The following is a 26215-nucleotide window of genomic DNA, read 5'->3' on the forward strand; positions in this document are numbered from 1 at the left end:
TTATCCTTGTGATTGAAAGGCGACGTTGCCGGCTGCCAGCCAGGCGCTGTCGCTCTGTGGGGTATGTACTCGTCCGCAGAGGACGTTGCGATAGTGGCGTTCCAGCGGGTTTTGTCGGCTCAGGCCATGATTGCCGGTCAGCTCGAGCGCGATATTCACCGCCTGAATGGCGTTGTCGGTGATGGTAACTTTCGCCAGATTGGCCTCGATGGCGGAAAAGCGCAGCGCGGCGGCCTGCTCCAGCAGGCTGCGGTTGACCAGCAGCAGCCCGGCGATCTGCCCGACTTTCTCCTGCACCCGCGGCAGTCGGGAAAGCGGATGCCCGAGACCGGCCGGCACCCGCCCCGCCAGCCACGTCACCAGCCAGTCGTGAGCGGCGCGGGCGATGCTGTCATAGATCGCCGCCAGCAGCGCCGTCTGTCGGTTGGCGAACAGGCGGAACGGTTCCGCCTGGGCGGCGGGGGGCGCATCGGCCGGCCAGACATCCACCGCGTGCTCTGCCGCCACCCGCACGTGGTGAAAAATGACTTCATGGCTGCCGGTGGCCCGCATTCCGGCGTGATCCCAGCTCTTCACCACCGTGATACCCGCGCTGTCGCCAGGCACCAGCCAGGTACCCACCAGCGGCGGGTTATCATCGCTTCTGGCCCACACCGCCAGCCAGCGCAGCCCTTCAATGCCGGTGGTATAGATTTTATGGCCGCTGATGTCCCAGCCCTCCGCGCGACGGGTCGCCACGGTGTCCGGCAGGCCGCCCCGCGCCGGGGAGCCCAGCTCCGGCTCGACGCGCAGGCTGTTGATGAGGCCACCGTGTTCGACAGCATCGTGAAAAACCTGCTGGCGCAGCGGCGCGTGCCAGGCGTCGTTTTCCGCCAGCCGCAAATGGTGGAGATACTGCATGCAGACGATCAGCGCTGTCGCCGGCTCTCCCCAGGCGATGGCGGCGATGACCTGCTGCAGCTGGGCCAGACTGGCGCCCGCGCCGCCGCAGGATGGCGGCACGGCGAGACTTAACCAGCCCCCCGCACGCAGATGGTCGATATTACGCCAGGGAAACTCGCCGCTGGCGTCAAGGCTGGCCGCCTGCTCCGCCATCTGCTGGCGAAGCGCCGTCAGCTGCCGGGCCCAGTCGTCGCGCTCAGGATGGATCACGATGCGCGCTCCGCCACCGCACGCCGCGCGGCTTTTTCCCGGGCGATCGGCAGCAGCGCCCGGCCATAGTCGGCCGCGTCGTTCAGCGGATCGAAGCCGCGGATCAGGAAGTTACGCACCCCGAGGTCGTAGTAGTCGAGCAGCGCATCCGCCACCTGCTCCGGGGTGCCCACCAGCGCGGTGGAGTTATGTCCGCCGCCCACCAGCTGGGCGATGCCGGTCCACAGGCGTTTGTCCACCACTCTGCCCTGCGCCGCAGTAGCCCGCAGCCGCTGGGCGCCGATGCTGTCCGGTTTGGCTTTGAACCCGCCCCCGCGCTGCGCCGCCTGCTCGGTGGCGACGTGCAGGATATGCTCGGCTTTCTCCCAGGCTTCGGCTTCGCTGTCGGCGATAATCGGCCGGAACGAGACGCTGAAGCCGATATCACGCTGGTGTTTCGCCGCTTCGGCGCGCACGCGCTGGATGGTCTCCCCGGTTTGCGCCAGCGACTCGCCCCACAGCGCGAAGACATCAGCGTGTTTGCCGGCGACGGCGATGGCCGCTTCCGACGAGCCGCCGAAGTAGATGGGAAGATGCGGTTTTTGCAGCGGGCGAATGGCGGACCAGGCCTGCTCGGCCTGATAAAAATCGTTGTGAATATCCACTGGCTGCTCGCTGGTCCACACCTGGCGCACGGTGTCGAGGAAGGCGTCGGTACGGGCGTAGCGCTGGTCGTGGTCGAGATAATCGCCATCCCGGCGCTGCTCGGCGTCGTTGCCGCCGCTGATGATATGCACCGCCAGCCGGCCCCCCAGCAGGTGCTCAAGGGTGGCGAATTTGCGCGCAGCGAGGGTCGGCGAAACAAAACCGGGGCGATGGGCCAGCAGGTAATGAATTTTCTGCGTCGACAGCCCGGCCAGGGCCGTCACCAGAAAGCCGTCGGGTTGATCGGACCAGTGGCCCACCAGCAGGCGATCAAACCCGGCGGCCTCATGGGTTTGCGCAAAGCGAACGATATAGTCGCGGTCAAAGATTGGCCCCACCGGGGCAATCGTTTCGGAAGAGAGGCGGTGGCCAATCATGCCGAGAAACTGAATGCTCATGAACAACTCCTTGCGTCAGGGTAATGGCGTGGCCGCGACGGCGGCGCTGGTCATTACCCTATACAGAGTGAGTTAATGAGCAAAATGCATTTTTATCATATCTTAATATGCTGAATAAGCATTAAACAAAAATACATACTATTTTCAGTCGGATACGGTCAGCCGTTGCACCATTTTGCTGGCAAAAAAGGTCAGCGGCGACTGCAGGTTGGCCAGATACCGGGCGTGGATAAGCCACAGCGAAACCGCAGGCTGAAAATCGCTGAGCTCCAGCACCATAAGCTCTTCCCGCCACGGGCTGGCCGCCAGCGCCGCCCGCGGCACCAGACCCAGCCCCAGACCCTGCGCCACCAGCGCCATCTGCAGCTGCGCACCTGCGCTCTCAACGTTGAGCGTCAGCCGCAATCCCTGGCTCTGCAGCTCGCGAATCAGCCCGGCGCGCAGGCCACAGCCGTCGGGGTTAAGGATCCAGCCCTGTTCGGCGCACTCCCGCAGCGATGACGCGCGCAAATTCAAACGCCGGGCGGCGATCGGCACCACCTCCAGCGGACACAGCAGGCGCCCGCTGTAGCCCTCGGCGAAGTTTTGCTGGGCCGGCCCCATCGCCAGCATGCCGTCCAGCTCGCCGTTTTCCAGCCGACGCTGCAGCTGGCCGCTCCAGCCGCAGGTCACCTGGGGCGACAGTCCGGGAAACTGCTGGCTCAGGGCCGACAGCGCCGCCGGTAGCGCGATCTCGCTGATGCTCTGCGGTACGCCGAGACGCAGCGCACCGCGCGGTTCGCCTTCCGGATCCAACAGGCTGTAGAGTTTTTTCGTCTCACGCTTAATGCTCAGACACTGCTCGTACACCCGGTGTCCGGCGGCAGTCAGGGTCAGCGGGCGGGTCTGGCGCTCCAACAGCGTCACGTTCAGCTCCTGTTCCAGACGCTGCAGGCGCCGGGTGATGGCCGACTGGGTGATCCCCAGATATTCCGCGGCCTGATTGAGGGAAGAAAACTGGACCGTGGCCAGCAGAGCGTCAATGTCGTCGATGCGCATAGGTTCCTTAATGTGAATTTTGCATATTAATATATGCGTAAATTGCATTTAAATAATATTAACGCCTCTGTTAGCGTTTTGACCAGTCCCTCTGACAGGAACCGCACATGACTGCACCACGACTGGAAAAATTACGCCATTTCATACATGAGGTTGACCGCCTGCACCGCGAACACCACCAGACCGCCCCGCTGCTTGACGCCGTGGCGCAGCGGCTGGCGGCGCTGGTGCGTTACGACGACTGGCTGCCGGAAGAGTACACCCTGCCGCATCCGCACCATTACCAGCAGTATCTGCTGCATGCTGACTCCGGGGAGCGCTTCTCGATTGTCAGCTTCGTCTGGGGACCGGGGCAAGCGACGCCGATCCATGACCACCGGGTGTGGGGAGCCATTGGGATGCTGCGCGGCGCGGAGGAAAACCAGCGCTACCAGCTGGATGCCGATGGCATCCCGCGCGCACTGGGCGCCGCCACGCTTCTGGAAGCAGGCCAGGTGGAGAAAGTCTCCGCTGACGATGGCGATATTCATCGCGTCAGCAATGCGCTGGCGGATCGCGCCTCCATCAGCATTCACATCTACGGCGGCAATATCGGCGCGGTGAAGCGCGCCGTGTATACCCCGGAAGGCCAGCAGAAACCGTTTATCTCCGGCTACTCCAACCGCCATTTACCCAATATTTGGGATTCCTCCCGCGAACATCAAGGATAACCACTATGTCCACCTACGCTTATCGCCAGGCCGCCGGGATCCGCCAGGCGCTGCTCGACCGTCGTGAACTGGCGCTGATCGACGTCCGCGAAGAGGCCGATTTCGCCACCGATCATCCGCTGTTTGCCGTCAATCTGCCGTTCAGCAAACTGGAGCTGGAGGTCCGCCGGCGGATACCGCGCTTCACCACCCCGATCACCGTCTACGACAATGGCGAAGGGCTGGCGGAGATCGCCGTCGAACGGCTGCGGGCCTGGGGCTATCAGGATGTGGCCCTGCTGGCAGAGGGGCTCGCCGGCTGGCGCCGCAGCGGCGGCGAGCTGTTTCAGGACGTCAACTCCGCCAGCAAAGCCTTTGGTGAACTGGTGGAAAGCGTGCGCCACACGCCGTCGCTCAGCGCCCGGGAGGTTCAGGCGCTCATCGACAGCCGGCAGGAGGTAGTGATCGTCGACGCCCGGCGCTTTGATGAGTACCAGACCATGAGCATCCCCGGCAGCATCAGCGTGCCCGGCGGCGAGCTGGCCCTGCGGGTGGAGAGCCTGACGCCCTCCCCGCAGACGCCGGTTATCGTCAACTGCGCCGGACGCACCCGCAGCATCATCGGCACCCAGTCGCTGATCAACGCCGGCGTGCCAAACCCGGTCCATGCCCTGCGCAATGGCACTATCGGCTGGACGCTGGCCGGCCAGACACTGGCGCACCAGCAGCAGCGGCAATACGATCCCTCCGCCCGCGCCTCCGGCGTCCGGGCCGCTGAGGTGGCGCATCTTGCCGAACGGGCCGGGGTGGCGGTCATCAATGAGGCCACGCTGCAACGCTGGCTGCAGCAGAGCGACCGCACTACCTTCCTGTTTGATGTCCGCAGCCCCGAGGAGTACGCGGCGGGTCACTATCCCGGCAGCCTGAGCGCGCCAGGCGGCCAGCTGGTGCAGGAGACCGATCACTTCGCCAGCGTACGAGGGGCGCGAATTGTGCTGCTGGATGACGATGGCATCCGGGCGGCGATTACCGGCTCGTGGCTGGCGCAGATGGGCTGGGAGACGGCGCGGCTGAGCGCGCTGTCGGCCAGCCAGTTGAGCGAACGCGGGGTGCCGGCCGCCGAGGTGCCGCCCGGCCCGCAGGCGAAGGAGATAAGCCCGGCGCAGCTGGCGCAACAGCTGGACGAACCCGGTACGGTGGTGCTCGATTTTACCACCAGCGCCAACTTTGTCGCTCGCCATATCCCCGGCGCGTGGTGGCTAACGCGCTCGCAGCTGCGCCAGGCCCTGGATGTGATCCCTCCCGCCCAACGTTACGTGGTGACCTGCGGCAGCAGTCTGCTGGCCCGCTACGCGGTGCCGGAGGTGGCGGCCTTGACCGGTAAACCGGTGCAATTGCTTAGCGGTGGGACGCTGGCGTGGATCGCCGCCGGTCTGCCGCTGGCGCATGGCGACAGCGGCCTCGCCGTCGAGCGCCGGGACCGCTATCGTCGTCCGTACGAAGGAACCGATAATTCCGCCGAGGCCATGCAGGCCTATCTGGAATGGGAGTACGGCCTGGTGGATCAGCTGGCCCGCGACGGCACCCACGGTTTTCGGGTGCTCTAACGCGAGCGCCCCTCAGGCCTCGCGCAGGATCCACGAATACTGAAAGCTCTTCGGCGCCGGGAAATGGGTCCGGCGCCGGTAGGAGCCCAGCGACTGCGGGGTGCAGTAGGTGCAGCTCCCCAGCCATTCAACGCTCGCCGGCGCCACTCCCGACTCTGCGAAGATCGCGTCGGCAAAGGCGCGCAGATCAAACCACAGATTATCGCTGCCGCGTGCAGCGGCTTTGAGCGGATCGCTGACCGGGCCCGAACGGGAATGAAACAGCCGCTGGCGATGGCGCGCCACCCGATCACCGCCGGGCTGATCCAGCAGTTGCTGATAAAATCCGGCGGAGACTTCGTAACAGCAAGGGTGAATATGCGGCCCGACGGCGATGACCAGATCGGCCAATGCCACCCCCTGCTGGCGAAAACAGGCCAGACTGTTGTCGACAATGCCGCTGACCAGCCCCTGCCAGCCGGCATGCACGCTGCAGACGAAGCGACCGTCGCGGGAGGCGATCAGCATTGGCAGGCAGTCGGCGGTCACTACCCCCACCTTTTGCCCCGCCACGGCGGTAAACACCGCGTCGGCGTGCGGACGCGTCGGCAGCGGCTGCTGATAGTGATGAACCTCATTGCCGTGCACCAGCTTCACCGGCGCCAGCTCGGCATAGGGAAAGGCGGCGATTTCGTGGACATCGAGAAAGGCGTGGCGGATGCCAGGGATAGCATTGAGCAAACGGGAGGTGTAAGCCATAGGGACGATAAGCGTCAGGGAATGATGTCTTACCTTAGGCCAGGTGACGCGGACAGGCAAGGCGGCGACCCGGCATTTTTTTGCCAGACCGCCGGATGCGTCTCAGACAATCACGGCGCGCTGCTGGCGATGCATCAGCCAGAACACCGCCACCCCAGCCAGCACAATGCCCGGCGCCGAGGCCGCCATCACCCCGACGGTGCCGGTGCCGAGGGCCAGCATCTTGCCAGCCAGCAGCGGGCCGCTCATCGCCCCAAGACGGCCCACCGCCACGGCGGTGCCCACCCCGGTGGCGCGGATGGCCGCGGGGTAAAAAAGCGGCGCCAGAGCGTACAGCACACTTTGTCCGCCTGTGGCAAACAGCCCGGCGACAAACCCCGCCAGCAACATTCCACTCAGCGACGACGCGCTGCCCAGCGCCAGCAGGGAAGCCAGAATCCCGCTGTAGATCAGGAGCGACATCCGCAGCGGGGTGAGTTTATCCATTAGCGCCCCCAGCAGCAGCGTGCCGCAGGCGGCGCCGATCTGCAGAGAGAACATCACCCCCGCCGCCTGGCTGGCGCGGAATCCCTGGCCCACCAGCAGCATCGGCAGCCAGTTGATCAGCATATAGACCACCAGCAGGGTGAAGAAATAGCCCAGCCACAGCAGCAGCGTGGCGGCGGCCTGGCCTGGGGCAAACAGGCTGCGCAGCGGCGCGCTGGCCTCCGCGCGCTGAAACGCCTGCGACTCCGGCAGCCAGCGCATCAGCAGCGGGATCAGCAGCAGCGGGACCACGCCGCCAATCCAGAAAATGGTCTGCCAGGCCGCGGCGAGACCGGAAAAGCCCAGCGCTGCCGCCAGCGCGGCGCCGATGGGCACGCCGCAGTACATCAGGCTCACCGCCCGGCCGCGAAAGCGGGGGCCAGCGGCTTCCGAGGTTAAGGCAATCAGGTTCGGCAAGGCTGCGCCGAGCCCGACGCCGGTGAGCAGGCGCGCCAGCAGCAGCGTCGGGAAGCTCCATGCCAGCGCGGTGGCCAGCGAGAACAGGCCAAACAGCAGCACCGACCCCAGCAGAATGCGCTTACGTCCGTGGCGGTCCGCCAGCATGCCGCCCACCAGCGCGCCGGGCAGCAGGCCGAGGATCCCGGCGCTGAAGATCCAGCCCATCTGCATTTTATCCAGCGCAAAGGCCTGCGCCATGCCGACGGCGGCAATCCCCGCCGCCTGCAGATCCAGCCCTTCCATCAGGGCCACCATAAAACAGAGCCCGATGGTGACCACCAGGCGCGAGGGGGTTGCAGTCGTTATCTTGGTCATAGGGTACCTTGGCGATAGCCGGATAAGCGGAGCAGGTGACTGGCGGCTGATGCGTTGTCAGCCGCGCGTTTGTCGTTATTTATTGCGGTTAAGCAGATCCAGCGCGACGTCGACGATCATATCCTCCTGGCCGCCGACCATCCGCCGCTTGCCCAGCTCGACGAGAATATCCACCGCGCTGAGGCCATAGCGCGCAGCCGCCGCTTCGCTGTGGCGCAGGAAGCTGGAGTAGACTCCGGCATAGCCCAGCGCCAGCGTTTCGCGGTCGACACGCACCGGGCGGTCCTGCAGCGGCCGCACCAGCTCATCGGCGGCGTTCATCAGGGCGTAGAGATCGGTGCCATGCTGCCAGCCGAGCTTGTCGGCGGCGGCAATAAACACCTCCAGCGGCGCATTGCCCGCCCCCGCCCCCATCCCGGCCAGGCTGGCGTCTATGCGATCGCACCCCTCTTCCACCGCGACGATCGAGTTCGCCACGCCGAGGCTCAGGTTATGGTGAGCATGCATCCCGGTGGCGGTCTCCGGCTTCAGTACCGCCTTCAGGGCACGGAAGCGGTCGCGAATGTCGTTCATGTTCATCGCCCCGCCGGAATCCACCACATAGATACAGGTCGCGCCATAAGATTCCATCTTCAGCGCCTGCTGCGCCAGTTGCTGCGGGGAGATCATATGGCTCATCATCAGAAAACCGACGGTGTCCATCCCCAGCTCGCGGGCAAAGGCAATATGCTGCGCGGCGACGTCCGCTTCGCTGCAGTGGGTGGCGACCCGCACCACCCTCGCCCCGGCCTGATACGCCGCTTTCAGATCGTGCAGCGTGCCGATGCCCGGCAGCAGTAAGGTGGCGATTTTCGCCTGGCTCACGACATCCGCTGCCGCTTCAATCCACGCGATGTCGCTGTGAGCGCCAAAGCCGTAGTTGAAGCTGGATCCCTGCAGGCCATCGCCGTGGGCCACTTCGATGGAGTCGACCCCGGCCTTATCCAGCGCGCTGGCAATCTGCTGCACCTGCGCCAGGGAATACTGATGACGGATGGCGTGCATGCCATCGCGCAGCGTCACGTCAGAAATATAGAGTTTTTTACCGTTCATGCTGTCGCTCCCGCCGCGCTGTGCATTGCCCCGGCCATTTGCTCCGCCGTCGCCAGAGCCGCCGAGGTCATAATATCGAGGTTGCCCGCGTACGCCGGCAGATAGTGCGCCGCCCCTTCCACTTCAAGGTACACCGCGGTTTTCAGCCCGGAAAAACAGCCGACGCCGGGCAGGTTGACCGGCTTGTCCTCGGGGATAATCTCAAACTGCACCTGCTGCTTCAGCCGGTAGCCCGGGACGTAAGCCTGCACCGCCGCCGCCATCTCGGCGATCGAGGCGGCAATCGCCTCCTGCGACGCCAGCTCGCTCAGCACATACACGGTATCGCGCATCATCAGCGGCGGCTCCGCCGGGTTCAGCACGATAATCGCTTTGCCCTTGCCCGCGCCGCCGACTTTTTCAATCGCCTGCGAGGTGGTTTCGGTAAATTCGTCGATATTGGCCCGCGTGCCCGGCCCGGCGGATTGGCTGGCGATCGAGGCCACGATCTCCGCGTAATGCACCTTCGCCACTCGCGAGACCGCGGCGACCATCGGAATGGTCGCCTGCCCGCCGCAGGTCACCATATTGACGTTGCCCTGGTGGAGATTAGCCGCGAGGTTGACCACCGGCACGCAGTACGGGCCAATCGCCGCCGGCGTCAGGTCGATGACGCGGATCCCCGGCTTCGCTTCGCGCAGTGCGGCATCGTTTTTGATGTGCGCCCCGGCGCTGGTGGCGTCAAAAACAAAATCGATGTCGGCAAATTCTGCCATCTGCATCAGGCCGCCCACCCCTTCGTGGGTGGTCGCGACGCCCATGCGCCGGGCGCGGGCCAGGCCATCCGACTGCGGGTCGATGCCGACCATCACCGCCATCTCCAGATGCTGGCCGTGGCGCAGGATTTTAATCATTAAATCGGTACCGATATTCCCGGAGCCGATAATGGCGACTTTACGTTTACGCATCACGTTGTCCTTCTCCGGCGGCGACGAAGCATGCCGCGACTGAGCCAATACCTTCGATATGGGCGACAAAGCTGTCCCCTTCGTTAATCGCCACCATCGGGCCTAACGCCCCGGTCAGCACGATATCTCCCGCCCGCAGCGGTTCGCCGAGGCTGGCCATCTTGCGCGCCAGCCAGACTGCGGCGTTCAGCGGATGCCCCAGGCACTCGCTGCCCCGGCCGCTGGAGACCAGCTCCTGGTTGCGGGTCATGTGCATGGCGCACTGCTTCAGATCCAGTCCCGCCGGGCGCTGCGCCGGGCCGCCAATGACGTACAGGCCGCAGGAGGCGTTATCGGCGACGGTGTCGACAAAGCCGATTGACCAGTCGCGAATGCGGCTGCCCACCACCTCCAGCGCCGGCAGCACCCATTCGATGGCGTTATACAGCTCATCAAAGGTGGTATCGGCATGCGGCAGATCCTGCTTCAGCACCAGGGCGATCTCGGCTTCCACTTTGGGCTGCAGCACGCGACCAAACGGCACCTCGGCGTTGTCGCCGTAGCACATGTCGGCAAACAGAGTGCCGAAGTCCGGCTGATTGACGCCCAGCTGCTGCTGCACTTTGGGATGGGTCAGGCCCACCTTGCGGCCCACCACCCGCCGGCCATGGGCGACGTGGTGCTGGACGTTCAGACGCTGGATGGCATAGGCGGCGTCGGCATTGTCGACGCCGAGGATATCGCGCAGTGGGGCGATCGCCTGGCCGGTCTGTTCCGCGTCGCGCAGCTGCCGGGCCAGCGCGTCAAGAGAAAAATTCATCATTAACTCCTTAAGCCCGTGCGAGGAAATTGAGCACCAGCTGATTAAAACTGTCGGCATGTTCCCACTGCGCCCAGTGGCCGCAGTCGCGGTAAATATGCAGTTCCGAACCGGCGATCCCGGCGAGCAGGCGCAGCCCGGCGTCCATCGGCACGAAGCGGTCGTTGCGTCCCCAGACGATCAGGGTTGGCGCGGTGATTTCGCCCAGCCGCGGGCCAAAGTCAGGGAACTGCTTCGGGTTGGCTTCGAGGCTTTTGACGAAGTTGTCCAGATGATCGCGGCGCGACAGCATATTGTTGAGACGCGCCTCGAACAGCGCCTCGGTGAGGTCGCGGGTGTCGAAGACGAAGATGCTCATCATCTTCTTCAGGTTTTCTATGGTCGGCTCGCGGTACAGGGCGTTCAGCAGCTTGATGCCCTCCGTCGGCATCGGCGTAAACAGGCTCATACCTCCGGTCCCCCCGCCCATCAGCACCAGCTTAGCCACCCGCTCCGGCCAGCTCAGGGTGAAGGCCACCGCGCTATGGCCGCCCATCGAGTTGCCCAGCAGATGGACTTTATCGATCCCCAGTTGATCGACCACGCTTTTCAGAATGCGGGCGTTGAGATCCGAACGCGAGCCGCTGTTAACGATCGAATCGCTTTTGCCCCACCCCGGACAGTCGAGGAGCAGCACGCGATAGCCCGCCTCAACCAGCGGGTCAATGTTACGGCTGAAGTTGGCCCAGCCGGTGGCTCCCGGCCCGGATCCGTGCAGCATAACCACGGTCTCTTTCCCGTCGCCGCAGTCATTGATATGGATGCGCAGCGTGCGGCCCCCCTCGTCGACATTGAGGAATCGGCTGGTGGCGGCTTCGGTTTGCGGTTGATAGCTCATGTTAGTCTCCCGGTTAATCAAATCTCGGTGGTGGCGCTCAGCGAGCCGAACCCTGCGATCCACTCGGGGATCGGCCGGTAATAGCGGCCCTCACTGCGCCAGGGGCCAAAAGCGGATAGCGCGGCAAAAGCGGCCACCCAGGTCTTAATTTCGTGCGTCGATTTACCGGCCATCGCCGACAGCTCGTCGTTGCCGATCGCATCCAGTTCCGCCAGCCGCCCCTGCTCCAGCAGGCTCATAAAGCGGTTGTCCCACACCGGGTTAAGGGGATGGAGCGAGTGCGGGTCTTCAGTAAACCGCCTGGCGGCGTTGATCACCCGCTGCTGGCGCAGTTCGCGTTCGTCCGGCGGCAGCTGTTTGCCGCCGCCGAGCAGGCGATCGCGGAGATGGGCGTCGGCCTTCGCCAGCTCCGGCACCGGCGGCTGGTGCGAGAGTCCGCCAGAGCCGAGGATCAGCACCCGTTTATTGAGGGTGTTGAGGAAGCGGCCCATCGCCTCGCCCAGCAGCCGGGTACGTTGAAAACCCGGCAGCGGCGCGGCGACGCCGTTAATAAACACCGGCAGCACCGGCAGGCGATCCAGGCCACCCAGCAGAAACTCCAGCGGCTGAGCGAAGCCATGGTCCACCTGCATGTTGTACGACACCGCCAGATCGATACCGCTGTTGATCACGGCGTGGGCGCAGGCTTCGGCCAGCTCGGTCGGTACCGGCAGGTCGCCGGCGGCGCTGGCGAAGTCGCCGATGGCGGTGGCGCCGACGCCGAGGCAGAACGGCGGCATCACGTCATAGAAAAAACCGTTGTAGTGATCGGGGGCGAAGAGCACCACCAGCTCGGGATCGAAGGCGGCGATCCGCCGCCGGGCGTCAGCAATCACCCCGTTCACTTCATCAAGGACCGCCTGCTCCGGGTCGACGAATCCCACCAGCGGAGTGTGGGAGAGACAGTGCAAATAGGCATGCATATCAGGCCACCTTCTCTTCAGCGTGGGCGGTATCTCCGACCGCGAGAGTCATTTTTTCCGCCAGCGCGGTCAGCTGCGCGCCGAGGGTCTGCGGGATGGCGAGAGCGGCGACAAAGCGGTCCGGTCTGACCACGGCAATGGCGGTGTTATGCTGAGCAAACCAGCTCTTCAGACGGTTTTGCGTATCGCCCACCCGCAACGTGCCGGGGGCGTTATCCTGCTCGCGATGGATCTGCACCGCCGGCACCACCTGGATAAAGCGCACCCCGGCCGCGCGCCAGCGGGCGATCTGCCCGGCGTCGAGCCCCCACTGCGGGTTGCAGCCCCAGCCGATAATGGCGAAATTCGCGCCGATGACGTCGTCGAGTAGCACGCTCTCGCCGCTCTCCAGCGTCACCTGCGGTTGAATAAACATTTTGCCCACCGGCGAGGTTTTGCCGGCGCCGTCGGTCAGCAGCGCCCCCTCGCGGTACTGCGGCATCGGCTTAAAGCGCATTTCGAGGAAGTAGCGCTTCACCGGCGGCAGGTAGTTCAGCAGCCAGGAGAGACCGTCGCGCACGGCCCCCTGCCAGCGCTTCGGCGGCGCCAGCACGTGGCCGGCGGTGACCGACAGATCAATCATCGCTTTCGCGTGGTCGCGGCGCTCCTGCTGGTAGCTGTCGAGCAGCGTCTCTCCCGCTTTGCCATTGACCACCAGCGCCAGCTTCCACGCCAGGTTGAAGGCGTCGCGCATGCCGCTGTTATATCCCTGCCCCTGCCAGACCGGCATGATGTGCGCCGCATCGCCGGCCAGCAGCACGCGGTCGATGCGAAAGCGCTCGGCAAGGCGGGCGTTATGGGTGTAGACCCGCTGGCGGATCAGCTCGACGCGATCCGGGTCCGGCAGCACTTTGCTCAGCAGGCGGCGCATATTGTGCGGTTCGCTGAGCTGAGCTTCGGTTTCGCCGGGCATCACCATAAATTCAAAGCGGCGCACGCCGTGGGGCAGCGCGGCGGAAACGTAGGGTCGCACCGGGTCGCAGCACAGGTAAACGTGCGGAGTGGCCAGCGGGTCGTTAGCGATATCGATGACGATCCACTGATTGGGCGCGGTCTTGCCTTCAAAGGGGACGTTCAGCGTGCGGCGAATAAAGCTGGCGCCGCCGTCACAGGCCACCAGCCAGTCCGCGCGCACCGTCTCCCGCTCGCCGTCCGGTCCTTTGATATTTAACGTGACACCGTCACCGTTCTGGCTAAAAGCTTCCACTTCGCGGGAGAAGAGGCAGCGGACCTGCGGGTAACGCTGCAGACCGTGATACATCACCGCATCGACCTGCGGCTGAATGAAGGCGTTGCGCCGCGACCAGCCAAACTCATCGGTCATCGGCTGGATATCGGCAAAGCAGCGGCCTTTTGGGGTGAGAAAACGCATGGCGTGCCACGGCGTGGTATGCGGCAGCACGTCATTCACCAGCCCCACCGCCTGCATCGCCCGCAGGGATTCATCGTCAATGCCGATGGCCCGCGGGTAATCGATCAGTGTGGCGAGCTTTTCCACCACCAGCACGCTGATGCCCATCTGGCCAAGGTAGTTGGCCATCATCAGACCAACCGGACCGGCGCCAACGATGGCGACCTGAGCGGTATGCTGCACGGCGGGTTGAATATCGGGTGTAGATGTTGTCATTCTCAGCGACCTCACGACTCGGAAACTGCCCGGCAGGCGGGCAATTTGTTAATCATGTGTAAACGTATTTTTATAATGGGCTGAGTATAGGGCGGGTGTTTTCGGCTACAATCAAAACATCATTCAATGTGCACCAGGTGCACATCGCTGTTTATAAAGCATTTTAAGGAAGGATTTATGCGTGACGATGCGGCCACTGAGTACAAAACGGTGCGCGGATTAAGCCGGGGTTTATTGTTATTAAAATTGTTAAATAAATTCGACGGCGGCGCGACGCCGGGCCTGCTGGCGGAGTTTAGCGGCCTGCATCGCACCACCGTGCGCCGGCTGCTGGAGACGCTGCAGGAGGAGGGTTTTGTCCGTCGCAGCCGCTCCGATGACAGCTTCCGTTTGACCATTAACGTCCGCCAGCTGAGCGATGGATTTCGTGACGAACATTGGATTTCTGCCCTCGCCACGCCGCTGCTCGGCGAGCTGTTACGCGAAGTACAGTGGCCAACGGACATCACCACTCTCGACGTTGACGCTATGGTGGTGCGCGAGACCACCCACCGCTTCAGCCGGTTGTCGTTTCACCGCGCGATGGTCGGGCGGCGGCTGCCGCTGCTGCTCACCGCCTCCGGCCTGACGTGGCTGGCCTTTGCCCCCGACGCGGAGCGCGACGCCATCGTCAGCATGCTGGCCGCCCGCCCGGAAGCTGAATATCAGCTGGCCCGCGAACCGGAACGGCTGGCGGCGATCCTCGCCCGCACCCGCCAGAACGGCTACGGCGAAAACTTCCGCGGCTGGCGGCAGGAGGAGAAAATCGCCTCCATCGCCGTGCCGGTCTGTAGCCAGCAGCGGGTGATCGGCTGCCTGAACCTGGTCTATATCGCCAGCGCGATGACCATTGAGCAGGCGGCGCAGAAGCATCTTTCCGCCCTGCAGAGGGTGGCGAGCCAGATAGAAGCCCGTATGGAGGATGAAGAAGTGTGGTACGAAATGCCGTGATCGTCAGGAGGTAAACGCGATCAATCATTGCGCCCGGCGTCGTTATATAATTTAATACACAACGAATTTTTCACGCCATTCGGGCCACATCATGTCAAAACACCCCTTACTGCTGGGCCTGACGCTGCTCAGCGCCAGCCTGTTCACCGGCCAGACCTTCGCCGACCGCACCGTCACCGACCAGCTGGGTCGCCAGGTCACCCTCCCCGACCACGTCACCCGCGTTGTGGTTCTGCAGCATCAGACGCTCAACCTGCTGGTACAACTGCATGCCGCCGAGGATATCGTCGGCGTCTTAAGCAGCTGGCAGAAACAGCTCGGGCCGCAGTTCGCCCGCTTTATGCCCGAGATCGGGCAACTGGCGACCCCGGGCGATCTCACCCAGGTCAATATTGAAAGCCTGTTGGCGCTGCGTCCGCAGGTGGTTTTCGTCGCCAACTATGCACCGCCGGCGATGATCGCGCAGATCCAACAGGCCGGGATCCCGGTAGTGGCCATCTCGCTGCGCCACGATGCCGCCGGGGAAAAAAATAAAATGAACCCCACCATGGCTGACGAAGAGCAGGCCTATAACGCCGGGCTGATGGAGGGGATCCGCCTTATCGGCGAGGTGGTCGAACGCCAGCCCGAGGCCGAGGCGCTGATTCACTATACCTTCGAGGCGCGCAAACAAGCCAATGCGCCGGTGGCCGATATTCCCCAGAACCAGCGGGTGCGGGTGTATATGGCCAACCCCGATCTGAATACCTACGGCGCCGGTAAATACACCGGGCTGATGATGGCGCACGCCGGGGCGCTGAACGTGGCGGCCGCGAGTGTAAAAGGCGCCCGTCAGGTGTCGCTTGAGCAGGTGCTGGAGTGGAACCCACAGGTGATCTTCGTCCAGGACCGTTATCCGCAGGTGGTCAAACAGATAGAGAACGACCCGCAGTGGCAGGCGATCGATGCGGTGAAACACCACCGCGTGTGGCTGATGCCGGAGTACGCCAAAGCCTGGGGTTATCCCATGCCGGAGGCCCTGGCGCTGGGCGAACTGTGGATGGCGAAAAAACTCTATCCCGCGCGCTACCAGAACATCGATGTGGACAGTAAAGCCAGCGATTACTATCAGCGTTTTTACCGTGTGACGTGGACGCCAGATGCCCGCTAACCATCATCCCTGGCTGTTGCAGGGTAGCCTGGCGCTGGTGACCCTGGCGATCGCGGTCGCCTCGCTCTGTTGCGGCCAGTACCCGTTAAGCCTGAGCGCCGTTGGCCACACCCTGACCCATCTGCCGCCGGGTGAAGGGGTGATTGGGCAGATCGTCTGGTCGGTTCGCCTGCCGCGCGTGGTCATGGCTCTGCTGGCCGGCGGCGCGCTGGGGCTGTGCGGCGCCACCTTGCAGGGCGTGTTCCAGAACCCGCTGGTGGATCCACACATCATCGGGGTGACCTCCGGATCCGCCTTCGGCGGCACGCTGGCGATCCTGTTGGGCGTTGGCAGTCTGCTGATGATGGCCTCGACCTTTTTCTTCGGTCTCGTCGCGCTGGGGCTGATTTACGCCCTCGCCGCCCTGCAGGGGCGGGAAAGCACGCTGGGGCTGATTCTGTCCGGGATCATTCTCAGCGGCTTCTTCGCCGCGCTGGTCAGCCTGATGCAGTACCTCGCCGACAGCGAAGAGACGCTACCGAACATTGTCTTCTGGCTGCTCGGCAGCTTCGCGACCGCCAGCTGGCATAAGGTACTGCTTATGTCCCTGCCCATGGCGCTTGCCGCCGGGGTGCTGTGGAAGCTGCGCTGGCGGATCAACCTGCTGGCGCTGGAGGAGCGCGATGCCCGCAGTCTTGGCGTTCCGGTGGCTGCGCTACGTCGCGGCGTACTGGTCTGCTGCGCGGTGCTGGTGGCAGCCCAGGTGGCGGTCAGCGGCAGCATCGCCTGGATGGGTCTGGTGGTCCCGCACCTCGCCCGCCTGCTGGTGGGCGCAGACCATCGTCGCCTGCTGCCCACCGCCTTCTGGCTCGGCGCCGCCCTGATGCTGGTGGTGGACGATCTGGCGCGCACGCTCACCCAGGCGGAGATCCCGATCGGGATCATCACTGCCCTGCTCGGGGCGCCGCTGTTTACCTTTTTACTGGTGCAATCCCGGCGCCGGAGTACGGCCCGATGAACAGCTCATTATCGCTGCAAACGCTACGCTACGGCCACCGCCAGCCGCTTTTCGACCCGCTTACGCTGGCCTGCCGTCCCGGTGAGATCTGGGCGGTGCTGGGCGCCAATGGCCGGGGAAAAAGTACCCTGCTGGATACCCTGACCGGCGTGCTGCCGCCGCTGGGCGGCGAGGTGCAGTGCGAGGGGGGCGTCGCCCTGGTCCCGCAGTCGTTTCGTCCCGCTTTCCGCTGGCGCGTGAGCGATGTGGTGCTGATGGGCCGCGCCCGTCACGTGGATCTCTTTGCCCAGCCGAACGAGGAGGATGCCCGGCGGGTTGAGCAGGCGCTGGCGCAGCTGGGGATTGCCGCCCTGGCCGGGGATGACTTCGGCGCCCTCTCCGGCGGTCAGCAACAGCTGGTGCTGATTGCCCGCGCGCTGGTCAGCGCCAGCCAGAATATCCTGCTGGATGAGCCCTGCTCGGCGCTGGACCTCGGTAACCAGCAGGTGGTATTGCAGCTGATCGTCGACCTCGCTCATCGCCAGACGCGCACCGTCCTGTTCACCACCCATGATCCCAACCACGCCCTACAGGTGGCCAGCCATACGCTGCTGCTTCTGCCGGAGGGCCAGTGGCTGGCGGGCGAGACCGCCGACGTACTGAGCGAAACGCATCTCCGGCAAGCCTACGGCCTGCCGGTACGCCTGATCCACCATCCCGCCTCCGCGTCCCCTCTGCTGGCGCCCGGGTTTACGCTGCGTCGCTGAACGGCATAAAACCCGCCTGCCGGAGACAGGCCTGGCCAACGTCGCCGAGGATAAAGCGATACAGGGCCAGCGCGGCGGGGTCAGCGCTGAGGCGCGCCAGCTGGTAATCACAGCGAATATTCCACGGTGCGGGGATAGTCAGGGTACGCAGATCGTCGCAGGCGGCCAGCGCGGGGCCATAGTGCGCATAGCCGATAAACAGATCCGCCAGATTCTGACGAATAAGCCACGCGCCGGCTATCTCTCCCGGCGGCACGCTCAGTGCGTCTCTGCCGCCGACCAGCGGCTGCGCCCGCCCGGCTATCGCATTGCCCAACCCAGGGTGGCGTGCCTCAATTTGGGCGAACAGCTGCCAGGTATAATCTCCCGACGGATCGCAGCCCGGCGTAGAGGTGGCCAGCCGCAGGCGGGGCGTGCTGAGCAGCGTCAGCCAGTCCAGGCCATCGTTGTCCGGTGAGCGCCGGGCGGTCAGCATCAGCTGGTTGCCGGCAAATCCCTGGCATTCCTGCGCCAGACCCGCCTGCAGCAGCGCCTGCGGGTGCGTCGCGTTAGCGGACGCAAAAACCGCGCATGGCGCCCCGGCTTCGATTCGCTCGCGCAGCAGGCCGGCAGGGCCAAACTGCGCATCGACCGCCAGGCCAGTATGCTGCTGAAAGTGCGCCACCAGCGGCAGGAAAGCGCTTCTCAGGCTTCCCGCCGCCAGCAGCGTGAGAGAGGTGTTTGTCATAGGATGTCGCTATAAACCGGATAATATAGCGCTATATTACCCGGATTGACGGCGCGTCAGTAGCGAATTTCTGCCAGGGCCCGCAACTGCTCGGGGGTGGCTACCGGCAGGTCGAAAAAGCGCAAATAGGCGGGGATCATTTCAAACAGCATGTCGGTTCCGCGCTGGATAGGGCACTGCCGCGCCTGAGCGGCCCGCAGCAGTGGAGTGTACTCCTGGGTCATCACCACCTCTCCCACCCAGGTGCCCGGCGCCAGACGGTCGACGTCCAGCGGTAGCGGATCGCTGGCCTTCATCCCCAGCGGGGTGGCGTTGACCACCAGCTCGTGTCCGGCAGGATCGGGCTGCATCAGGGTGATATCGAGCTGCGGATAGTGCTGGAGCAGCCGACCGGCGAGGGCGTGCGCCACCTCAGGACGGGTGTCGTACAGCGTCAGGGCGCTGACCCCTGCCGCTGCGAGGGAGGCGGCGATAGCCGACCCCACCCCGCCGCTACCGACCACCAGCGCCCGCGTCCCCTGCGGGTTAAACCCTTTACGACGCAGGCCCAGCACAAATCCCTCGCCATCGAACATGTCTCCGCTCAGGCTGCCGTCGGCCTCGAGACGGATGGCGTTGCAGGCGCCTGCGATGGCCGCCGTCGGGCTCAGGCGCTGCACCAGATCGCAGGTGGCGATTTTATGCGGCATCGTCACCAGCGCGCCGATGATGTTGGTCATCGTAAACAGCGGCGGAATAAACGCGGCGTAGTCCTCCGGCCTGACCCCCATCGGCACCACCTTCACGTCCACCTGCTGGTCAACGAACCATGGGTTATAGATCATCGGCGCCTTAAAACTGGCGGTCGGATAGCCAAGGTGCGCTATCAGCCGCGTATTCCCACTAATCACCATGCCTTGCTCCTTTGCTTACTGCGATAACTCAATACGTTTGACGTCGCCGAGGATAAACAGATAGGCCACCACGCCCAGCAGCGCGGCGCCGCCGATGTAGATCAACGCGTAGAAAAAATTGCCGAACCCGGCAACGATAAAGCCGATCACCAGCGGGGTCAGGATCCCCGCGAGGTTGGCGCAGAAGTTAAACAGACCGCCGGTCAGGCCGCCCAGCCCCTTCGGAGCGATATCGGAGATCAGCGTCCAGCCAAGGCCCACCATCCCCTGGCCGAAAAAGGCAAATGACATCACCAGGATCACCGCCAGATCGCTCTGCAGCCAGTTGGCGGTAATGATGCAGCTGGCCATCAGCAGGCCGGCGACGATCGGCAGTTTACGGCCGAGGTTGGCCGACCCGGTGGCCTTGAGCAGTTTGTCGGAGATCCAGCCGCCAAACATCACCCCGCCGGCGGCGGCGACAAACGGCAGGATGGAGAAGAAGCCGACCTTCAGCCACGGCATATGCCGCTCGGTGGCCAGCCAGGTCGGGAACCAGGTGAGAAAGAACACCAGCACGGTATTGCCGGCAAACTGGCCGATGCTGGCGCCGATGATCTGCCGTTTACTCAGCAGCTGGCGGACCAGCGGCCAGCTGAACGCCACCTGCTGGTCCGTTGGCGCGCTCAGGCCGCCGCCGTTTTCGATATGCTCACGCTCCTGCTGGCTGAGGCGCGGATCTTCATGCGGTTCGCGATAGCAGCGCCACCACACCAGGGCAAACAGAATACCGACCGCGCCGACGCTGACGAACAGCACCCGCCAGCCAAAGCCGTCCATGATCCAGAACAGCAGCGGCGCAAAGCAGGCCAGCCCGAGATACTCCCCCACGGTGTAGACCGCCGTGGCCTTTGCTCGCTCCTGTTGTGGGAACCAGGCGCTGACCACCCGGCTGTTGACCGGAAAGCACGGCGCTTCGCTGATGCCGAGCCCGAAGCGGCACAGCAGCAGCGTCTTCAGCCCCACCGCCATGCCGTGAAACAGGGTAAACAGCGACCACAGGGTCAGCGACAAAAAGTAGGTCACTTTGTTGCCAAAACGGTCAAGAAACAGCCCGCCGGGGATTTGCGCCAGGGCGTAAGTCCAGGCGAAGGCGGAGAAGAGGATACCCATGATTGCCGGGTCGATCCCCAGCTCACCGGTGAGCTTTGGGGCGGCGATCCCCAGCACGGTGCGATCGAGATAGTTAATCATGGTCCCCACGGCCAACAGCGCAAGGATGCCAATGCGCCGCCGGGAGCGACGCGCGGTGACGGCGGGCTGGGCGGCAGCCGTCGGATTTGGGCTATATGAGCTCATAGTCGGTTCCTGTCTCGGGTACAGAGGGTGTTGTTATTGTGTTTAACGCATAATGAACCATTTGATTCAGGCTAACAATACTGCATCGCCGCCAGACGAACGGCTGCGTTCGCCGCGCCATAGAGCGCGTAGCCAGCCCGCCGTTCGGTTAACTCAAAGAAAAAGCGCCCGGCGGTAAAGGGCCGGGTGTAAAGATGCAGGAAATCCCCGCCCTGCGGATCGCGGTCATAGAGAAGCTGCTGGCGCTGAAGCTGCGCGACGTCCAGCTCGCCGCCAAAGCGCGCCAGGAGATCATCATAGTAATTAGCCGGGATCGGCAGCGCATAGCGGGCAATCTCGGTAAGCTGATCGCAGGTGTTCTGCAGGTCGCGACAGGCAAAGGCCGCATGCTGCAGCCCCGCGCCCTGATAGCAGGCGACCGAGCGGGCGATCTGCGTCGCCCGGCTCTGGGAAATATTCAGCGCCAGGCGGATATCGCCCTGCGGACTGCGCACCGCCAGGCTGCGTACTAGTCCATACGGGTCCGGCAGCGTTTGTTCATGTTCAAGGGTAAAACCAAATACAGTGCGGAAGAACATCACCCAGTTGTCGCGGCTGTCGGCTTCCATCCCCAGCGCCAGATGGTCAATGCCGAGATAATCCTCGCGCATCGTCAACCCGTCACGCAGGTGAAAGTCGCGCTCGTAGATCGCCTCCCCGGCGTCAATGAGATAGATAAGGCTGCCGTCGGGGGCGCAAATCGCCGGGATCGGCGTTTCGTTCGGCCCGGCGTCGCCCTGCCAGGTGGCGTACCCCAGCGCGCGGGCGCGGGCGACAATCGGCGCGCTGTGCTCGACGCGTAGCGCCATCGCGCAGAGCGATACCCCGTGGCGTTGATAAAAGTGATCGGCCCAGCTGTGGGGCTGATGGTTGATAACGACCCGCGCGCCACCGTTGCGCCACAGCGTCACCTGCTTGGAACGGTGGCTTCCCTCGTGCTGAAAACCCAGCCCCTGCAGGTGCTGCCCGAGGCGCTGCGCCTCGGCGGCGCTGGCGGCAAACTCGATAAACTCCAGCCGGTGATAGACCGGCAGCGGCGGCGGTGAAAACAGGTCGGCATCGCACGCCGGAAGCCGGCGGCGGGTCTGCTCTTCCAGCCACAGCAGCGAACGGTAGCCGTCTTTGGCCGTCGCGCCGTTCGGCGAGGCGCGAAATCCGTCGTTGAAGATCTCCAGCGACCAGGGGCCGCGGTAGCCACAGCGGGTTACCTGCTCGGCAAACGCCTCCAGCGGCAGCTCGCCCTGTCCGGGGAAGCAGCGAAAGTGGCGGCTCCACTCCAGCAGATCCATTTTCATGTATGGCGCATCAGCAAGTTGTACGAAGGTGATTTTTTCCACCGGCACCGTCGGCAACGCGTCCAGCGTGTCGCCGCGGGCCAGAATGTGAAAACTGTCGAGCACCAGGCCCAGCGCCGGACTGTTGACCTGCTGCACCCGATCCCAGGCCTGCTGCCAGCGGTTCACATGGGTTCCCCAGGCCAGCGCCTCGTAGCCGATAGCGATCCCCTCTTCCTCCGCCAGGGTCGCCAGCGCCCGCAGGTCCGCAACCTGCAATTCGCTGTCCGCCGAGCAGTCCGGCTGCACGTTACTGCACAGCAGCAGCGTGTCGCAGCCCAGCTCATGCATCAGGGCAAATTTGCGTCGGGCGCGGGCCATATTGGCCGCAAACTGCGCCCGGCTGGCGCCTTCGAAGTCGCGAAAGGGTTGAAAAAGCGTGATTTTTAACCCTAAATCAGCGGCCAGCTGGCGGATTTGCGCCGGCGTCCCCGTATAATAGAGCAGATCGTTTTTGAAAATTTCCACTCCCTGGTAGCCCGCCGCCGCAATAGCGTGCAGCTTCTCAGGCAGAGTGCCGGAAATCGAAACGGTGGCGATAGAGCGCAGCATAAGGTCCTCGGGTCAACAGCTGTCGTGAGCCTTGACTATGTATCATTTGGTTCATTTACGCCATACTAGGTTGCTAAATTGTGATCATTATGTGTATTTTTTGTCACCCAAGAAAAAGGAGTTGCCATGACCGTCGTTGCTCATGATGAAGCACAATCGCTGAAGGCGCGGATCTTCAGCGCTGCCATCGCCGTCTTTGCCGAACACGGGCTGTCAGGCGCCCGCATGGAGCAGATCGCCACCGAGGCGCAGACCACTAAACGCATGGTGGTCTACTACTTTAAAAACAAAGAGCAGCTCTATCAGGAGGTGCTGCAGCATGTGTATGCGCGGATCCGCGAAACCGAGCAGCAGCTGGGGCTGGAGAATGTACCGCCGGTGGAGGCGCTGGTACGGCTGGTGCGCTGGAGCGTGCGCTATCACGCCACCCATGCGGACTATATGCGCGTCATTTGCATGGAGAATATGCAGCGCGGCAAGTGGTTAAAAACCTCGGGTGAGCTGAAACCGCTGAATCGTACCGCCCTGTCGATTCTGGAAGATATTTTACTGCGCGGCCAGCAGCAGGGTGTCTTCCAGGCGGGCCTTGACGCGCGCGATGTGCACCGGTTAATCAGCAGCTTCAGCTTCTATCAGGTGTCGAATTTCTATACCTTCAGCAGCCTGTATCTTGACGACCCGCTGCCGGCCATCGACGATGAAGCGATGGTGGCCCACCACTGCGACATTGCCGTCCGGGCGGTGGTCCGCTTCGTGATTTCCTGACCCGAAGGCGTAAGACGTTAGTGCCCGGAAAGGGCGTGGATGACTTTGGTCATCGCCTCCACGGTAAGCGGCGAACGCTGAATTTTGCTGTTCGCCAGCGAGGTGCGTAGCACGCCGGCGATGACAATGTGTTTCGGCTCCTGGCCCAGGTCACGCATTTCCAGTACCACTTTGCCCACCACGCGGCACATTTCCTGGTACAGCCCGTCGTCTTTCGCTTTATTTCCCATTGAGTTCGGCTCGCATTTTATCATTATCAATCAATTCATTATTGATAGATTTTTTCGGCAACGCAAATCATCCCCCGCCGCCGTGGTCAAAGGCATGTTTTATCTGCTCAAGGCGCGGGAAAAAACCGGTTCTGCCGTCCCTTTTCATACCGGCTGATGAAAAAATGTGTTGCGTAGTTTTATGCATATCGTGCTGGTTTTGTTACGCGTTTTGTCCATATTTTGAAACGAGGTTTTTATTTTCTTTTTTGATTTCGGCAGCGTATAATGCGCTTCGATTCTTTCTTGAATGGTTTCAGCGCATTGGACTGCATGATAAAACGCATAACACCTTGCCACATTTCATGGGCTGAACCGCCAGCACACATTCTTCTGCACGCTCCGGGGTTGTCACCTATCCTTAGGGCGTGGCTTAGCAACTTTCGTAATACAGGTTTGGCTCCCCGGCAGTGCGCCCGCGGAGCGCGAATTCCATATCCTTCACAACTTAAAGACTAAAACTGTCATGAAAAAGACCAAAATTGTTTGCACCATCGGTCCGAAAACCGAATCTGAAGAGATGCTGACCAAAATGCTGGAAGCCGGCATGAACGTGATGCGTCTGAACTTCTCCCACGGTGACTATGCGGAACACGGTCAGCGCATCCAGAATCTGCGCAATGTGATGAGCAAAACCGGTAAGAAAGCCGCTATTCTGCTGGACACCAAAGGACCGGAAATTCGTACCATCAAGCTGGAAGGCGGCAATGACGTCTCCCTAAAAGCCGGCCAGACCTTCACCTTCACCACCGATAAATCCGTCATCGGTAATAACGAAATCGTCGCGGTAACCTATGAAGGCTTCACCTCTGACCTTACCGTCGGCAACACCGTTCTGGTGGACGACGGTCTGATCGGCATGGAAGTGACGGCTATCGAAGGCAACAAAGTTATCTGTAAAGTGCTGAACAACGGCGACCTTGGCGAGAACAAAGGCGTGAACCTGCCTGGCGTCTCCATCGCCCTGCCGGCGCTGGCGGAAAAAGACAAACAGGACCTGATCTTCGGTTGCGAACAAGGCGTGGACTTCGTCGCGGCCTCCTTCATCCGTAAACGTTCTGACGTCGTCGAAATCCGTGAGCACCTGAAAGCCCACGGCGGCGAAAACATCCAGATCATCTCCAAAATTGAAAACCAGGAAGGCCTGAACAACTTCGACGAAATCCTCGAAGCGTCTGACGGCATCATGGTAGCTCGTGGCGACATGGGCGTTGAGATCCCGGTTGAAGAAGTTATCTTCGCCCAGAAAATGATCATCGAAAAATGTATCCGCGCGCGTAAAGTGGTTATCACCGCCACCCAGATGCTGGACTCCATGATCAAGAACCCGCGTCCGACCCGCGCTGAAGCCGGCGACGTGGCTAACGCCATTCTCGACGGCACCGATGCGGTTATGCTGTCCGGCGAATCCGCGAAAGGTAAATACCCGCTGGAAGCGGTCACTATCATGGCGACCATCTGCGAACGTACCGACCGCGTAATGACCAGCCGTCTGGACTTCAACAACGACAACCGTAAACTGCGCATCACCGAAGCGGTGTGCCGCGGCGCGGTAGAAACCGCTGAGAAACTGGAAGCGCCGCTGATCGTGGTCGCCACCCAGGGCGGTAAATCCGCACGCGCGGTGCGCAAATACTTCCCGGATGCCACCATTCTGGCCCTGACCACCAACGAAACCACTGCTCGCCAGCTGGTGCTGAGCAAAGGCGTTGTGCCGCAGCTGGTGGAAGAGATTGCCTCTACCGATGACTTCTATCATCTGGGCAAAGATCTGGCGCTGAAAAGCGGCCTCGCGCGTAAAGGCGACGTGGTAGTGATGGTCTCCGGCGCATTAGTGCCGAGTGGTACCACTAATACGGCTTCCGTACACGTGCTGTAATAATTTACAGGTTAATTGGTTTTTTTTAATAAAGCGCCTCTTGGGGCGCTTTTTTTATTCATTGATTAGCTCTTCCTATTAAAAATGCAAATCGGAATTTACTATTTAATAAGAGATTATCTAAGATGAATCCGATGGAAGCGCGCTGTTTTCACTCGGCTTTTTCAGCGATTTTGTTCAATTCGATGCTTCTTTGAGCGAACGATCAAAAATAAGTGCGTTCAGGTAAAAAAAATATTCTCATCCCAAAAAACTTTGTGTAATACTTGTAACGCTACATGGAGATTAACTCAATCTAGAGGGTATTAATAATGAATCGTACTAAACTGGTACTGGGCGCGGTAATCCTGGGTTCTACTCTGCTGGCTGGTTGCTCCAGCAATGCTAAAATCGATCAGCTGTCTTCTGACGTTCAGACTCTGAACGCTAAAGTTGACCAGCTGAGCAACGACGTGAACGCAATGCGTTCCGACGTTCAGGCTGCTAAAGACGACGCAGCTCGCGCTAACCAGCGTCTGGACAACCAGGCTCACTCTTACCGTAAGTAAGAGTTCTGGTAATAAAAATGGCGCACTCTGTGCGCCATTT

At 62.5% G+C, this 26215-nt stretch carries 26 protein-coding genes and 1 pseudogene; 10 read left to right on the forward strand and 17 right to left on the reverse strand.

Annotated features, from left to right (window positions below; genetic code table 11):
• The 3 genes and pseudogenes from ACKLKD_RS02275 to ACKLKD_RS02285 form a co-directional block, all read right to left on the reverse strand.
• On the reverse strand, positions 1-1152 hold the full coding sequence (locus ACKLKD_RS02275; RefSeq protein ID WP_165931786.1) for an acyl-CoA dehydrogenase family protein: 1152 nt from the start codon (positions 1150-1152) through the stop codon (positions 1-3).
• A pseudogene (locus tag ACKLKD_RS02280) lies at positions 1139-2234 on the reverse strand (LLM class flavin-dependent oxidoreductase). Before ACKLKD_RS02280 ends, ACKLKD_RS02275 begins: the two are co-directional and overlap by 14 nt.
• Before the next feature lie 144 nt (positions 2235-2378).
• Entirely contained in the window at positions 2379-3272 is an 894-nt protein-coding gene (locus ACKLKD_RS02285) for a LysR family transcriptional regulator (RefSeq protein WP_025712093.1), read from the reverse strand.
• A gap of 107 nt (positions 3273-3379) precedes the next feature.
• Here ACKLKD_RS02285 and ACKLKD_RS02290 point away from each other — a divergent pair, with 107 nt between their 5' ends.
• Positions 3380-3982, forward strand: a complete 603-nt coding sequence (locus ACKLKD_RS02290) for a cysteine dioxygenase (RefSeq protein ID WP_025712092.1) — start codon at positions 3380-3382, stop codon at positions 3980-3982.
• A gap of 5 nt (positions 3983-3987) precedes the next feature.
• A complete protein-coding gene (locus ACKLKD_RS02295) occupies positions 3988-5568 on the forward strand; it encodes a rhodanese homology domain-containing protein (protein ID WP_087805200.1) in 1581 nt (526 codons plus the stop codon).
• Between the two features lie 12 nt (positions 5569-5580).
• Here the strand turns inward: ACKLKD_RS02295 and ACKLKD_RS02300 are convergent, their stop codons facing one another.
• The 8 genes from ACKLKD_RS02300 to ACKLKD_RS02335 all read right to left on the reverse strand — a co-directional run bounded on the left by ACKLKD_RS02300 (position 5581) and on the right by ACKLKD_RS02335 (position 13948).
• The gene (locus ACKLKD_RS02300) at positions 5581-6306 is read right to left on the reverse strand and encodes a polyphenol oxidase family protein (protein WP_087805198.1); all 726 of its coding nucleotides are present in this window, start codon (positions 6304-6306) and stop codon (positions 5581-5583) included.
• A gap of 102 nt (positions 6307-6408) precedes the next feature.
• Positions 6409-7605: a 3-(3-hydroxy-phenyl)propionate transporter MhpT gene (mhpT, locus tag ACKLKD_RS02305; RefSeq protein ID WP_025712090.1), complete on the reverse strand. Its 1197-nt coding sequence runs from the start codon at positions 7603-7605 to the stop codon at positions 6409-6411.
• A gap of 75 nt (positions 7606-7680) precedes the next feature.
• Entirely contained in the window at positions 7681-8697 is a 1017-nt protein-coding gene (gene mhpE / locus ACKLKD_RS02310) for a 4-hydroxy-2-oxovalerate aldolase (protein WP_080896719.1), read from the reverse strand.
• Positions 8694-9644: an acetaldehyde dehydrogenase gene (gene mhpF, locus ACKLKD_RS02315; RefSeq protein WP_025712088.1), complete on the reverse strand. Its 951-nt coding sequence runs from the start codon at positions 9642-9644 to the stop codon at positions 8694-8696. The genes mhpE and mhpF overlap by 4 nt, the downstream gene beginning before the upstream one ends.
• Positions 9637-10443: a 2-keto-4-pentenoate hydratase gene (gene mhpD, locus ACKLKD_RS02320; RefSeq protein ID WP_025712087.1), complete on the reverse strand. Its 807-nt coding sequence runs from the start codon at positions 10441-10443 to the stop codon at positions 9637-9639. Before mhpD ends, mhpF begins: the two co-directional genes overlap by 8 nt.
• 10 nt (positions 10444-10453) lie before the next feature.
• Positions 10454-11320 (reverse strand): 2-hydroxy-6-oxonona-2,4-dienedioate hydrolase, encoded by an 867-nt coding sequence (mhpC, locus tag ACKLKD_RS02325; protein WP_025712086.1) that lies wholly within the window; start codon positions 11318-11320, stop codon positions 10454-10456.
• 17 nt (positions 11321-11337) lie between these two features.
• Positions 11338-12282 carry a 2,3-dihydroxyphenylpropionate/2,3-dihydroxicinnamic acid 1,2-dioxygenase gene (gene mhpB, locus ACKLKD_RS02330; RefSeq protein WP_025712085.1) on the reverse strand — a complete coding sequence of 315 codons (945 nt, stop codon included), beginning with the start codon at positions 12280-12282 and terminating at the stop codon, positions 11338-11340.
• Position 12283: 1 nt separating this feature from the next.
• The gene (locus ACKLKD_RS02335; RefSeq protein WP_025712084.1) at positions 12284-13948 is read right to left on the reverse strand and encodes a bifunctional 3-(3-hydroxy-phenyl)propionate/3-hydroxycinnamic acid hydroxylase; all 1665 of its coding nucleotides are present in this window, start codon (positions 13946-13948) and stop codon (positions 12284-12286) included.
• Between the two features lie 177 nt (positions 13949-14125).
• Here ACKLKD_RS02335 and ACKLKD_RS02340 point away from each other — a divergent pair, with 177 nt between their 5' ends.
• From ACKLKD_RS02340 to ACKLKD_RS02355, 4 genes are all read left to right on the forward strand, one after another.
• The gene (locus tag ACKLKD_RS02340) at positions 14126-14938 is read left to right on the forward strand and encodes a DNA-binding transcriptional regulator (RefSeq protein ID WP_080924311.1); all 813 of its coding nucleotides are present in this window, start codon (positions 14126-14128) and stop codon (positions 14936-14938) included.
• 91 nt (positions 14939-15029) lie between these two features.
• Complete coding sequence (locus tag ACKLKD_RS02345; RefSeq protein ID WP_087805195.1) at positions 15030-16088, forward strand: ABC transporter substrate-binding protein; 1059 nt, start codon at positions 15030-15032, stop codon at positions 16086-16088.
• The gene (locus ACKLKD_RS02350) at positions 16078-17085 is read left to right on the forward strand and encodes a FecCD family ABC transporter permease (protein ID WP_087805193.1); all 1008 of its coding nucleotides are present in this window, start codon (positions 16078-16080) and stop codon (positions 17083-17085) included. The genes ACKLKD_RS02345 and ACKLKD_RS02350 overlap by 11 nt, the downstream gene beginning before the upstream one ends.
• Positions 17082-17831, forward strand: coding sequence for an ABC transporter ATP-binding protein (locus tag ACKLKD_RS02355; RefSeq protein ID WP_087805191.1), 750 nt, complete (start codon positions 17082-17084; stop codon positions 17829-17831). The genes ACKLKD_RS02350 and ACKLKD_RS02355 overlap by 4 nt, the downstream gene beginning before the upstream one ends.
• Here the strand turns inward: ACKLKD_RS02355 and ACKLKD_RS02360 are convergent.
• The 4 genes from ACKLKD_RS02360 to ACKLKD_RS02375 form a co-directional block, all read right to left on the reverse strand.
• Positions 17815-18558, reverse strand: a complete 744-nt coding sequence (locus ACKLKD_RS02360; RefSeq protein ID WP_025712078.1) for a substrate-binding domain-containing protein — start codon at positions 18556-18558, stop codon at positions 17815-17817. The genes ACKLKD_RS02355 and ACKLKD_RS02360 overlap by 17 nt on opposite strands.
• 56 nt (positions 18559-18614) lie before the next feature.
• Positions 18615-19451 carry a shikimate dehydrogenase family protein gene (locus ACKLKD_RS02365; protein WP_025712077.1) on the reverse strand — a complete coding sequence of 279 codons (837 nt, stop codon included), beginning with the start codon at positions 19449-19451 and terminating at the stop codon, positions 18615-18617.
• A gap of 15 nt (positions 19452-19466) precedes the next feature.
• Complete coding sequence (locus ACKLKD_RS02370; protein ID WP_025712076.1) at positions 19467-20789, reverse strand: MFS transporter; 1323 nt, start codon at positions 20787-20789, stop codon at positions 19467-19469.
• A 71-nt stretch (positions 20790-20860) separates the two neighbouring features.
• Positions 20861-22714 (reverse strand): bifunctional sugar phosphate isomerase/epimerase/4-hydroxyphenylpyruvate dioxygenase family protein, encoded by a 1854-nt coding sequence (locus tag ACKLKD_RS02375; protein WP_087805189.1) that lies wholly within the window; start codon positions 22712-22714, stop codon positions 20861-20863.
• A gap of 126 nt (positions 22715-22840) precedes the next feature.
• Here ACKLKD_RS02375 and ACKLKD_RS02380 point away from each other — a divergent pair, with 126 nt between their 5' ends.
• The gene (locus tag ACKLKD_RS02380; protein ID WP_025712074.1) at positions 22841-23479 is read left to right on the forward strand and encodes a TetR family transcriptional regulator; all 639 of its coding nucleotides are present in this window, start codon (positions 22841-22843) and stop codon (positions 23477-23479) included.
• 17 nt (positions 23480-23496) lie between these two features.
• Here ACKLKD_RS02380 and fumD read toward each other — a convergent pair whose 3' ends face one another.
• Together fumD and ACKLKD_RS02390 are read right to left on the reverse strand one after the other, a co-directional pair.
• A complete protein-coding gene (gene fumD / locus ACKLKD_RS02385; protein ID WP_087805187.1) occupies positions 23497-23709 on the reverse strand; it encodes a fumarate hydratase FumD in 213 nt (70 codons plus the stop codon).
• 236 nt (positions 23710-23945) lie between these two features.
• Positions 23946-24077 carry a hypothetical protein gene (locus ACKLKD_RS02390; RefSeq protein ID WP_042929241.1) on the reverse strand — a complete coding sequence of 44 codons (132 nt, stop codon included), beginning with the start codon at positions 24075-24077 and terminating at the stop codon, positions 23946-23948.
• On the opposite strand from ACKLKD_RS02390, the gene ACKLKD_RS02395 reads away from it, so the two are divergent.
• The 3 genes from ACKLKD_RS02395 to ACKLKD_RS02405 all read left to right on the forward strand — a co-directional run bounded on the left by ACKLKD_RS02395 (position 24022) and on the right by ACKLKD_RS02405 (position 26175).
• Positions 24022-24207 carry a hypothetical protein gene (locus tag ACKLKD_RS02395; RefSeq protein ID WP_418268519.1) on the forward strand — a complete coding sequence of 62 codons (186 nt, stop codon included), beginning with the start codon at positions 24022-24024 and terminating at the stop codon, positions 24205-24207. The two genes, ACKLKD_RS02390 and ACKLKD_RS02395, sit on opposite strands and share 56 nt — an antisense overlap.
• Positions 24208-24214: 7 nt before the next feature.
• Positions 24215-25627 carry a pyruvate kinase PykF gene (pykF, locus tag ACKLKD_RS02400; RefSeq protein ID WP_025712072.1) on the forward strand — a complete coding sequence of 471 codons (1413 nt, stop codon included), beginning with the start codon at positions 24215-24217 and terminating at the stop codon, positions 25625-25627.
• Between the two features lie 311 nt (positions 25628-25938).
• Positions 25939-26175 (forward strand): major outer membrane lipoprotein, encoded by a 237-nt coding sequence (locus tag ACKLKD_RS02405; protein WP_002908860.1) that lies wholly within the window; start codon positions 25939-25941, stop codon positions 26173-26175.
• Positions 26176-26215 lie beyond the last annotated feature (40 nt).

Origin of the sequence: Klebsiella sp. 10982, from assembly GCF_048589245.1 — a bacterium.
GTDB lineage: Bacteria > Pseudomonadota > Gammaproteobacteria > Enterobacterales > Enterobacteriaceae > Klebsiella > Klebsiella quasivariicola.

Bases quoted from the DNA above. Each gene is read 5' to 3' on its own strand.
- mhpT (WP_025712090.1), bottom strand. From the start codon at position 7,605: ATGACCAAGATAACGACTGCAACCCCCTCGCGCCTGGTGGTCACCATC.
- ACKLKD_RS02375 (WP_087805189.1), bottom strand. From the start codon at position 22,714: ATGCTGCGCTCTATCGCCACCGTTTCGATTTCCGGCACTCTGCCTGAG.
- ACKLKD_RS02360 (WP_025712078.1), bottom strand. From the start codon at position 18,558: ATGACAAACACCTCTCTCACGCTGCTGGCGGCGGGAAGCCTGAGAAGC.
- ACKLKD_RS02380 (WP_025712074.1), top strand. From the start codon at position 22,841: ATGACCGTCGTTGCTCATGATGAAGCACAATCGCTGAAGGCGCGGATC.
- ACKLKD_RS02345 (WP_087805195.1), top strand. From the start codon at position 15,030: ATGTCAAAACACCCCTTACTGCTGGGCCTGACGCTGCTCAGCGCCAGC.
- ACKLKD_RS02350 (WP_087805193.1), top strand. From the start codon at position 16,078: ATGCCCGCTAACCATCATCCCTGGCTGTTGCAGGGTAGCCTGGCGCTG.
- ACKLKD_RS02335 (WP_025712084.1), bottom strand. From the start codon at position 13,948: ATGACAACATCTACACCCGATATTCAACCCGCCGTGCAGCATACCGCT.
- mhpC (WP_025712086.1), bottom strand. From the start codon at position 11,320: ATGAGCTATCAACCGCAAACCGAAGCCGCCACCAGCCGATTCCTCAAT.
- ACKLKD_RS02355 (WP_087805191.1), top strand. From the start codon at position 17,082: ATGAACAGCTCATTATCGCTGCAAACGCTACGCTACGGCCACCGCCAG.
- ACKLKD_RS02285 (WP_025712093.1), bottom strand. From the start codon at position 3,272: ATGCGCATCGACGACATTGACGCTCTGCTGGCCACGGTCCAGTTTTCT.
- ACKLKD_RS02405 (WP_002908860.1), top strand. From the start codon at position 25,939: ATGAATCGTACTAAACTGGTACTGGGCGCGGTAATCCTGGGTTCTACT.
- ACKLKD_RS02290 (WP_025712092.1), top strand. From the start codon at position 3,380: ATGACTGCACCACGACTGGAAAAATTACGCCATTTCATACATGAGGTT.
- mhpD (WP_025712087.1), bottom strand. From the start codon at position 10,443: ATGAATTTTTCTCTTGACGCGCTGGCCCGGCAGCTGCGCGACGCGGAA.
- fumD (WP_087805187.1), bottom strand. From the start codon at position 23,709: ATGGGAAATAAAGCGAAAGACGACGGGCTGTACCAGGAAATGTGCCGC.
- ACKLKD_RS02370 (WP_025712076.1), bottom strand. From the start codon at position 20,789: ATGAGCTCATATAGCCCAAATCCGACGGCTGCCGCCCAGCCCGCCGTC.
- mhpB (WP_025712085.1), bottom strand. From the start codon at position 12,282: ATGCATGCCTATTTGCACTGTCTCTCCCACACTCCGCTGGTGGGATTC.
- ACKLKD_RS02300 (WP_087805198.1), bottom strand. From the start codon at position 6,306: ATGGCTTACACCTCCCGTTTGCTCAATGCTATCCCTGGCATCCGCCAC.
- ACKLKD_RS02365 (WP_025712077.1), bottom strand. From the start codon at position 19,451: ATGGTGATTAGTGGGAATACGCGGCTGATAGCGCACCTTGGCTATCCG.
- ACKLKD_RS02295 (WP_087805200.1), top strand. From the start codon at position 3,988: ATGTCCACCTACGCTTATCGCCAGGCCGCCGGGATCCGCCAGGCGCTG.
- mhpE (WP_080896719.1), bottom strand. From the start codon at position 8,697: ATGAACGGTAAAAAACTCTATATTTCTGACGTGACGCTGCGCGATGGC.
- mhpF (WP_025712088.1), bottom strand. From the start codon at position 9,644: ATGCGTAAACGTAAAGTCGCCATTATCGGCTCCGGGAATATCGGTACC.
- pykF (WP_025712072.1), top strand. From the start codon at position 24,215: ATGAAAAAGACCAAAATTGTTTGCACCATCGGTCCGAAAACCGAATCT.
- ACKLKD_RS02340 (WP_080924311.1), top strand. From the start codon at position 14,126: ATGCGTGACGATGCGGCCACTGAGTACAAAACGGTGCGCGGATTAAGC.
- ACKLKD_RS02395 (WP_418268519.1), top strand. From the start codon at position 24,022: ATGATAAAACGCATAACACCTTGCCACATTTCATGGGCTGAACCGCCA.
- ACKLKD_RS02390 (WP_042929241.1), bottom strand. From the start codon at position 24,077: ATGTGTGCTGGCGGTTCAGCCCATGAAATGTGGCAAGGTGTTATGCGT.